The sequence below is a fragment of the Micromonospora sp. NPDC047465 genome, assembly GCF_040643125.1.
Lineage (GTDB): Bacteria > Actinomycetota > Actinomycetes > Mycobacteriales > Micromonosporaceae > Micromonospora.
Genome location: NZ_JBEYTP010000095.1, coordinates 1 through 9,909, shown reverse-complemented (window position 1 = coordinate 9,909; position 9,909 = coordinate 1). Strand labels below are relative to the sequence as shown.

3 protein-coding genes are annotated in these 9,909 nt (G+C 74.5%); all 3 read left to right on the top strand.

The features are described 5' to 3' along the window. A partial coding sequence (locus ABZ793_RS34225) for an SDR family NAD(P)-dependent oxidoreductase (RefSeq protein ID WP_357465071.1) occupies window positions 1–3,047 on the top strand: 3,047 nt, incomplete at its 5' end. 36 nt (window positions 3,048–3,083) lie between these two features. Further along, window positions 3,084–8,063 (top strand): type I polyketide synthase, encoded by a 4,980-nt coding sequence (locus ABZ793_RS34220; RefSeq protein WP_357465069.1) that lies wholly within the window; start codon window positions 3,084–3,086, stop codon window positions 8,061–8,063. 47 nt (window positions 8,064–8,110) lie between these two features. Continuing rightward, the coding region (locus ABZ793_RS34215; RefSeq protein ID WP_357465067.1) for a beta-ketoacyl synthase N-terminal-like domain-containing protein at window positions 8,111–9,909 on the top strand (1,799 nt) is incomplete at its 3' end.

The following is a 9,909-nucleotide window of genomic DNA, read 5'->3' as shown; positions in this document are numbered from 1 at the left end:
GCCTGCGTCGGGGCGACGACGATCCGACGCGGCTGTTGACGAACCTGGCCACCGCGCACGCGATCGGCCTGCCCGTCGACCTGACGAAGGTCCTGACGGGGACCGACACCGTGCCGCTGCCGACGTACGCCTTCGACCACCAGCGGTACTGGCTCGACGCGCCCGCGCACCGGGTGCAGGACGTCGCCTCCGCGGGCCTCCAGGACGCCGGACACCCACTGCTCAGCGCCGCGCTGACCTTCCCGGACAACGAGCGGATGGTCTTCACCGGGCGGCTGTCGGTGCGTACCCACCCGTGGCTGGGCGAGCACCGGGTGATGGACAACATCCTGCTGCCCGGCACCGCCTTCGTGGAACTGGCCACGTACGCCGGGGAGCAGGCGGGCTGCCCGAGGCTGGAGGAACTGACCCTGCTCGCCCCGCTCGTCCTGCCCGAGCTCGGCGCGCTCCAGGTCCAGCTCCTGGTCGGCGACCGGGACGACGACGGCCGGCGCGGCGTCCAGCTCTACTCCCGGCCGTACCGGGACGGCTCGGACGAGATCCTGGCCGACGTCGCCTGGACCTGCCACGCCACCGGCCTGCTCGGTCCCCACCCGGCCGACGGCGGCGCGCCCGCCTTCGACCTGGGGGTGTGGCCGCCGCCCGGCGCGACCCCTGTCGACTCCGGCAGCTTCTACGCCGGCATCGAGGCGACCGTCTTCGGCTACGGCCCGGCGTTCCGCGGCCTGCGCGCCGCGTGGACGCGCGGTGACGAGGTCTTCGCGGAGGTGGAACTGCCGGCCGACCACCACAGCGAGGCGGGCCGGTTCGGCGTGCACCCCGCGCTGCTCGACGGCGCCCTGCAGGCCATGTCGATCGGCGGCTTCCTGGGCCGGATGGGCGACGGCGCCGACGCCAGCGTCCCCCGGCTCCCGTTCGCCTGGACCGGGGTCACGCTGCTGGCAGCCGGGGCGACCGCCCTGCGCGTACGCGTCGCCGCGGCCGGCGAGGTCGGGGTGTCCTTCCAGGTCGCCGACGCCACCGGCGCCCCGGTCATGCACGTCGACTCGCTGATCATGCGCCGGGTCTCCGGCGACTCGCTCGGCGCGGCCCGCTCCGGCCGGCACGAGTCGCTGTTCCAGGTGGACTGGCCGGCGCTGCCGCTGCCCACCGCCCCGGTGCCGGCGGCCACCCGGTGGGCGGTGCTCGGCGGGGACGACCTCGCCCTCAGCGCCGCCTGCGAGGCGGCCGGCGCGCGGGTACGTACCGACGTGGACCTGGACTCCCTCGGGGACCTGCTCGCCGGGGGCGAGCCCGCGCCCGAGGCGGTGATCGTCCCCGTCGGCGGGGCCGGCGACCCGACAGACCCGGCGCTGGCCGGGCAGGCGCGGGCCACCACGCACCGTACGCTCGCGGGGTTGCGGACCTGGCTCGCCGACGACCGGTTCGCCGAGTCCCGTCTCGTGCTGGTCACCCGCGACGCGGTCGCGGCGGGGGAGCAGGACGCGGTGAACCTGCGCCAGGCCCCGGTGTGGGGTCTGCTGCGCACCGCCCAGCTCGAACACCCGGGCCGGCTGCAACTGGTGGACCTCGACGACGACCAGGACAGCGCGGCGGTGCTGGCCGCCGCGATCGCCTCGGGCGAGCCGCAGCTGGCCGTGCGGGCCGGGCAGGTCCGCACGCCGCGCCTCGGGCGCGTCCCGGCCGGGGTGGAGCTGCTGCCCGGCGGCATCGACCCGGACGGCACCGTGTTGATCACCGGCGGCACCGGCGTGCTGGGTCGCCTCCTGGCCCGGCATCTCGCCACCGCCCACGGCGTGAAACACCTGCTGCTGGCCGGGCGGCGCGGCGCGAGCGCCGAGGGCATCGGCGACCTCGTCGCCGAGCTGGCCGCCGCCGGTACGGCGGTGACCGTCGCCGCCTGCGACGCCGCCGACCCGGACGCCCTGGCGGCGCTGCTCGCCGGGGTGCCCGCCGGGCGCCCGCTCACCGCCGTCGTGCACGCCGCGGGCGTCCTCGACGACGGGGTGCTGGAGTCGATGACCCCCGACCGCCTCGACGCCGTCGCCGTGCCGAAGATCGACGCGGCGTGGCACCTGCACCGGCTCACCGAGGGCATCGACCTCGCGGCGTTCGTGCTCTTCTCCTCGGCGGCGGCCACCCTCGGCAGCGCCGGCCAGTCGAACTACGCGGCGGCGAACGCCTTCCTCGACGCCCTCGCCGCACACCGGCGGGCCCGGGGGCTCGCGGGCATCTCCCTGGCGTGGGGCCTGTGGGAGCAGGCCAGCGGCATGACCGGTCACCTGGGCGACGCGGACGTGCGGCGGATGGCCGAGCAGGGCGCCGCCGGCCTGTCCACCGAGCAGGCACTGGACCTCTTCGACGCGGCGTGGCGGCTGGACGCGGCGACCGTCGTACCGATGCGGCTGGACGTCGGGACGCTGCGGACGCAGGCCGAGTCCGGGTCCCTCGGCCCGATGCTCCGGGCTCTGGTCCGGGTGCCGCTGCGGCGCTCCGTCGACGCGGCAGGTGGCCGCACCGGCGGAGTGCCGCTCAGCCAGCGGCTGGCCGGCCTGGCCGGGCCGGAACGGCTCAAGGTGGTCCTCGACGTGGTCCGGGCGAACATCGCCGCGGTCCTCGGCCACGCCAGCGCCGACGCGATCGACCCCGGCCGCCTCTTCACCGACCTGGGTTTCGACTCGCTCACCGCCGTCGACCTGCGCAACCGGCTCAACGGTCTCTCCGGGCTGCGGCTGCCGGCGACGCTGGTCTTCGACTACCCGACACCGACGGCGCTCGCCGAGAAGCTGACCAGCGAGATCGCCGCCGACGCGGCGCCCTCCACCCAGCCCATCTTCCAGAGCATCGACGCGGTGGAGAGCCTGCTCACCACGATCCCGCTCGACGTGGCGGCCCGGGACCGGTTCACGGCCCGGATGCGGGACCTGCTGGCCAAGGCGTCCGACCTGGCCGCCGGGCCCGCCGTCGAGGAGGACCGGCCCGACCTCGAGTCGGCCAGCGACGACGAGATCTTCGACTTCATCAGCAAAGAGTTTGGAATCTCCTGAGATGACCGACTTCTGGATCGAGGAAGGCGCCACGCGATGAGCGACGACAAGCTTCGGTACTTCCTCAAGCGGGTGACCGCCGACCTGCACGACACCAAGCGGAAGCTGCAGACCGTCGAGGCGCGCGAGCAGGAACCCTTGGCCATCGTCTCGATGAGCTGCCGCTTCCCCGGCGGCGTCCGGTCGCCGGAGGACCTCTGGGAGTTGGTCGTCGAGGGCCGGGACGCCCTCACCGAGTTCCCGGACGACCGGGGCTGGGACCTGGAGGGCCTGTACGACCCCGACCCCAACAAGCCGGGCAAGAGCTACACCCGGGTCGGCGGCTTCCTCGACGGGGCCGGCGACTTCGACCCGTCCCTGTTCGGCATCAGCCCCCGCGAGGCACTGGCGATGGACCCCCAGCAGCGGCTGCTGCTGGAGACGTCCTGGGAGGCCATCGAGCGGGCCGGCATCGACCCGCTGTCGCTGCGCGGCAGCCAGACCGGCGTCTTCGTCGGGCTGAGCACGTCCAACTACGGGATGGGCCTGTCGTACGTGCCCGAGGGCGTCGACATGTACCTCGGCACCGGCAACACCACCAGCGTCGCGTCCGGCCGGATCTCGTTCACGCTCGGCCTCAACGGGCCGGCCGTCACCGTCGACACCGCCTGCTCGTCGTCCCTGGTGGCGCTGCACCTCGCGGCGAACGCGCTGCGCCGCCGCGAGTGCGACCTGGCCATCGCCGGCGGCGTCACCGTGATGGCCACCCCCGGCGTCTTCATCGTCTTCTCCCGGCAGCGCGGCATGTCCGTCGACGGACGGTGCAGGGCGTTCGCGGCCGGCGCGGACGGCACCGGCTGGGGCGAGGGCGGCGGCGTGCTCGTCGTGGAGCGGCTCGCCGACGCCGAGCGCAACGGCCACCCGATCCTCGCCGTCATCCGGGGCAGCGCCCTCAACCAGGACGGCGCCTCCAACGGCCTCACCGCCCCGAACGGCCCATCCCAGCAGCGGGTCATCCGGCAGGCCCTCACCAACGCCCGGCTCGGCAGCGCCGACGTCGACATGGTCGAGGCGCACGGCACCGGCACCACCCTCGGCGACCCCATCGAGGCGCAGGCGCTCATCGCCACGTACGGGCAGGACCGCCCCGCCGACCGGCCGCTGTGGCTCGGCTCGGTGAAGTCGAACATCGGCCACACCCAGAGCGCGGCCGGCGTCGCGGGCATGGTCAAGATGGTGATGGCGGTGCGCAACGGCGTCATGCCGGAGACCCTGCACATCGACGAGCCGTCCCCGCACGTGGACTGGTCCGCGGGCGCGGTGTCCCTGCTCACCGAGGCCCGGCCGTGGCCGGAGCTGGGCCGGCCGCGCCGTGGCGGCGTGTCCTCGTTCGGGGTGAGCGGCACGAACGCGCACGTGATCGTGGAGGAGTACCGGCCCGGCGTCGCCGGTCCCGAGAGCGTGGACGGGGAGGCGGCCGTCGAGTCGGCCCGCCGGCCCGGCCTGATCGCGTCGGACGTGACCGTCTGGCCGGTGTCGGCGCGGTCGAAGGCGGCGCTGGCGGGTCAGGCGGCCCGGCTCGCCGCGCACGTCCGCGAGCGTGGCGACGTCGATGTGGCGGCGGTCGGCTGGTCGTTGGTCACGACCCGGTCGACGTTGGACCAGCGGGCGGTGGTGGTCGGCGCGGGCGCGGAGGAGTTGCTGGCCGGGTTGGACGCGCTGGCTGCCGGGTCTCCGGCCGGCAACGTCGTCTCCGGTACGGCGACCGGTTCCGGTGCCGGTCCGGTGTTCGTGTTCCCGGGTCAGGGGGCGCAGTCGGCGCGGATGGCGGCCGGTCTGGTGGGTCGTACGCCGGTGTTCGACGACCGCCTCGCGGAGTGCCAGGCGGCCCTGGCCCCGTACCTGGACGTGGACCTCGTCTCCGTCCTCACGGGTGATGACGAGTCGTGGCTGGACCGGGTCGAGGTCGTGCAGCCGGTGCTGTGGGCCGTGGGCATGGCCCTGGCCGCCGTCTGGCGCGCGGCCGGCGTGGTCCCGGACGTGGCGATCGGTCACTCGCAGGGTGAGATCGGTGCGGCGTGCGTGGCGGGGATCCTGTCGCTGGAGGACGCCGCCAGGACGGTGGCGTTGCGGTCGCGGGCTCTGGCGGTGCTGCGGGGGACGGGGACGATGGCGTCGGTGGACCTGTCCGCCGAGGCGGTCGCCGAGCGGCTGGCCGCCTTCCCCGGCGTGGGGGTGGCGGCGGTGAATGGTCCGTCGACGGTGGTGGTGTCGGGGCCGCCGCAGCCGGTGGCGGACCTGGTGGAGTCCTGCCAGGCCGAGGGTGTGCGGGCGCGACTGATTCCGGTGGACTACGCCTCGCACTCGCCATCCGTGCAGGAGGTTGCCGAGCAGTTGCGCGCCGACCTGGCCGACATCGCCCCGCAGCCCGGTCACACCCGCCTGGTGTCGACGCTGACCGGTGACTGGGTGGACCCGACGTCGATGACCGCCGACTACTGGTACGACAACCTGCGGCAGACGGTCCAGTTCGACGCGGCCGTGCGGGTCGCGATCGGCGCCGGGCACGGCACGTTCGTGGAGATCTCCCCGCACCCCGTGCTGACCATGCCGATCACCGCGATCCTCGACGACACCGGCACCACCGGGCACACGCTGGGCAGCCTGCGTCGGGGCGACGACGACCCGACGCGACTGCTGACCAACCTGGCCACCGCGCACGCGATCGGCCTGCCCGTCGACCTGACGACGGTGCTCGCCGAGACGGACGTGACGGCGCTGCCCACGTACGCGTTCGACCACCAGCGGTTGTGGCTGGACGGCAGCGGCGGCCCCGACCTGGAGAGCCTGCTCCAGGGGACGGCCGACCCGGGCGACGCCAGCTTCTGGGCGGCCGTGGAACGCGGGGACCTGACCGCGCTCGCCGAGACCGTCGCCACGGAGGACACCCTCCCGGACGAGGCCCTCGACGCGCTGCGCCCCGCCCTGCCCCTGCTCACCTCGTGGCGGCGGAAGCGCCGCCGCCAGTCCGACATCGACAGCTGGCGCTACCAGGACACCTGGAAGCCGCTGACCGGCGTGCACAACCGGGGCATGGCGGGCACCTGGATCGTGGTGCTGCCGACCGGCGACATCGTGGAGCCGTGGCAGGATGCCTGCGTCGAGGCGTTCGCGGAGGCGGGGGCGACCCTGGTTCCCGTCCCGGTCTCCACCGCCGACGCCGGCCGCGACCTGCTCGCCAAGCTGGTGCGGGAGGCGCTCGCCGCCGTGCCCGGGCAGGGCGACGGGACGGTCGACGTCGCCGGCGTGGTGTCGCTGCTCGCCTTCGACGAGCTGGCCCACCCGCTGCACCCGTCCGTGCCGGGCGGTTTCGCGGCCACCGTCGCGCTCTTCCAGGCCCTCGGCGACATCGGCCTGCGCGCGCCCATGTGGAGCGTCACCTCCGGCGCGGCCTCGGTCGGCCTGACCGACCTGCTGCGCTCCCCGGTGCAGTCGCTGGTCTGGGGCTTCGGTCGGGTCGCCGCGCTCGAACACCCGCAGCGCTGGGGCGGCCTCGTGGACCTGCCCGAGGCCGTGGACGAGCACTGCGCCGGCCTGCTCGTCGCGGCCCTCACCGCCGCCGGCGAGGAGGACCAGATCGCGGTACGCCCCGGCGGCCTGCTGGCCCGCCGGCTCACCCGGGTCCCGCTCGGCGACAGCCAGCCGGCCAACCCGTGGAAGCCGTCCGGCACGGCGCTGGTCACCGGCGGCACCGGCGCGTTGGGCGGGCACGCCGCCCGGTGGCTGGCCCGCTGTGGCGCACAGAACATCGTCGTCGTCAGCCGGCGGGGCATGGCCGCGCCCGGCGCGCAGCAACTCGTCGACGACATCACCGGGCTGGGCGTTCAGGTCACCGTGGCCGAGTGCGACGCCTCGGACCGGGACGCGCTCGCCGCGCTGATCGAGGCGATCCCGGCGGAGCACCCGCTCACCACGGTCGTGCACGCATCCGCCGTACTCGACGACGCCATGATCAACGACATCCGGCTGGAGCAGATCGAACGGGTGCTCCAGGCCAAGGTCGACGTCGCGTACAACCTGCACGAGCTGACGCTGGACCTGGACCTGTCCGCCTTCATCATGTTCTCCTCCTTCGCCGGCAGCGTCGCCAGCTCGGGCGTCGGCAACTACGCGCCGAGCAACGCGTTCCTCGACGCGCTCGCCCAGCACCGACGCGGCCTCGGGCTGCCCGGCACCTCCGTCGCGTGGGGCGCCTGGGCCGGCGGCGGCATGGCCGAGGGCCCGTTCGGTGAGCTGCTGCACCGCCACGGCGTACCGGAGATGGCCCCCGAGGCGGCGATCACCGCCCTGCACCAGGCCGTGGACCACGGCGAGGCGTTCCTCACCATCGCCGACATCGCCTGGGAACGGTTCTCCGTGGCCTTCACCGCCACCCGACCCGGTGCGCTGATCAGCGACCTGCCGGACGTGCGCCGGCTGCAGACGGCCGAGCGGACCGCCACCCTGGAGGCCGCCGGCAGCCCCGACTCGTTGCAGGATCACCTCGCCGGGCTCCCCGCGGCCGAACGGCTCGCCGTGCTGCTCGCCGTCGTCCGCAGCCAGGTCGCCGCCGTGCTGAACTACCCGTCCGCCGAGTCGGTGGACGAGCACCGGGCGTTCCGGGAGCTGGGCTTCGACTCCGTCACCGCGGTCGAGCTGCGCAACCGGCTCGGCACGGCCACCGGCGTGGGTCTGCCCGTCACCCTGGTGTTCGACTACCCGACGCCGACGACCCTGGCCGAGTACCTGTTCGCCGAGGTCGCCCAGGACGACGTGGTCACCCCCACCGCTCTGCTCGACGACCTCGACCGGATCGCCGACAGCCTCGACGTGGTGGCGCGGGACGAGGCGGCGCGGGTGCGGGCCACCGTGCGCCTCCAGGCGATGCTCTCCCGGCTCGGCCAGGAGAGCGGTGGCAGCGACATCGGCCGGCACCTCGACGACGCCACCGACGACGAACTGTTCGCCATGGTGGACAAGGACCTCGGCATCTCCTGACCCCAGCTCCGGCTCCCCTTCGTCCCTGCTCAGGAAGCGGCACTCCGATGGCCAATGAAGACAAGCTCCGCGACTACCTCAAGCGGGTCATGGCTGATCTCCACGACACCCGCCGCCGGCTCAGTGAGGTGCAGTCCCAGGAACTGGAGCCGGTGGCGATCGTGGCGATGAGCTGCCGCCTGCCCGGCGGGGTGCGCAACCCCGACGACCTGTGGGAGTTGCTGCGGGACGGCCGGGACGCCGTGGCGCCCTTCCCCGACGACCGGGGCTGGAACCTGGAGCGGCTCTACCACCCCGACCCCGACCACCCGGGCACCTCGTACGCCCGGGAGGGCGGGTTCGTCGACGGCGCCGGGGACTTCGACGCCGCATTCTTCGGCATCTCGCCCCGCGAGGCGCTCGCCATGGATCCCCAGCAGCGCCTGCTGCTGGAGACCTCCTGGGAGGCGGTCGAGGCCGCCGGCATCGACCCGGCCTCCCTGCGCGGCAGCCGGACCGGGGTGTTCGTCGGCACCAACGGGCAGGACTACGCCACACTGCTGATGATGTCGCCGGACGGCGACGAGGGACACTCGATGACCGGGGGCGCGGCGGCCGTCGCGTCCGGTCGCGTGTCGTACACCCTCGGGCTGGAGGGGCCGGCCGTGTCGATCGACACGGCCTGCTCCTCGTCCCTGGTGGCCCTGCACCTCGCCGTGCAGGCGCTGCGGGCGGGGGAGTGTGACCTGGCCCTGGCCGGCGGCGTGACCGTGATGGCCACCCCGGGCCTGTACGTCGGGTCGAGCCGGCAGCGGGCCCTCTCCCCGGACGGCCGGTGCAAGTCCTTCGCCGCCTCCGCCGACGGTGCCGGGTTCTCCGAGGGCGTCGGCTGGCTGCTGGTCGAGCGGCTGTCCGACGCCCGCCGCAACGGCCACCGGATCCTCGCCGTGGTACGCGGCTCCGCCGTGAACCAGGACGGCGCCTCCAACGGCCTGAGCGCCCCGAACGGCCCCGCCCAGCAGCGGGTGATCAGCCAGGCACTCACGAGCGCCCGGCTGTCCACGGCCGACGTCGACGTGGTGGAGGCGCACGGCACCGGCACGACACTCGGTGACCCGATCGAGGCGCAGGCGCTGCTGGCCACGTACGGGCAGGACCGGGAGGACGCCGCGCCGCTGCTCCTCGGCTCGCTGAAGTCCAACATCGGGCACGCGCAGGCCGCCGCGGGCGTGGCCAGCGTGATCAAGATGGTGCTGGCGATGCGGCACGGGGTCGTGCCGGCGACGCTGCACGTGGACGAGCCGACCCCGCACGTCGACTGGTCGGCGGGCGCCATCGAGCTGACGACCGAGGCACGGCCGTGGCCCGAGACGGGCCGGGTGCGCCGGGCAGCCGTCTCCTCGTTCGGCATCTCCGGCACCAACGCCCACGTCATCATCGAGCAGCCGAACGAGCCGGAGACCACCACGGCCCAGCCCGACCCGGCCGCCCCCGGTCTGGTCGACTCCGATGTCCTCGTCTGGCCGGTGTCGGCGCGGTCGAAGGCGGCGCTGGCGGGTCAGGCGGCCCGGCTCGCCGCGCACGTCCGCGAGCACGGCGACGTCGATGCGGCGGCGGTCGGCTGGTCGTTGGTCACGACCCGGTCGACGTTGGACCAGCGGGCGGTGGTGGTCGGCGCGGGCGCGGAGGAGTTGCTGGCCGGGCTGGACGCGCTGGCTGCCGGGTCTCCGGCCGGCAACGTCGTCTCCGGTACGGCGACCGGTTCCGGTGCCGGTCCGGTGTTCGTGTTCCCGGGTCAGGGGGCGCAGTCGGCGCGGATGGCGGCGGGTCTGGTGGGTCGTGCGCCGGTGTTCGACGCCAGGCTCGC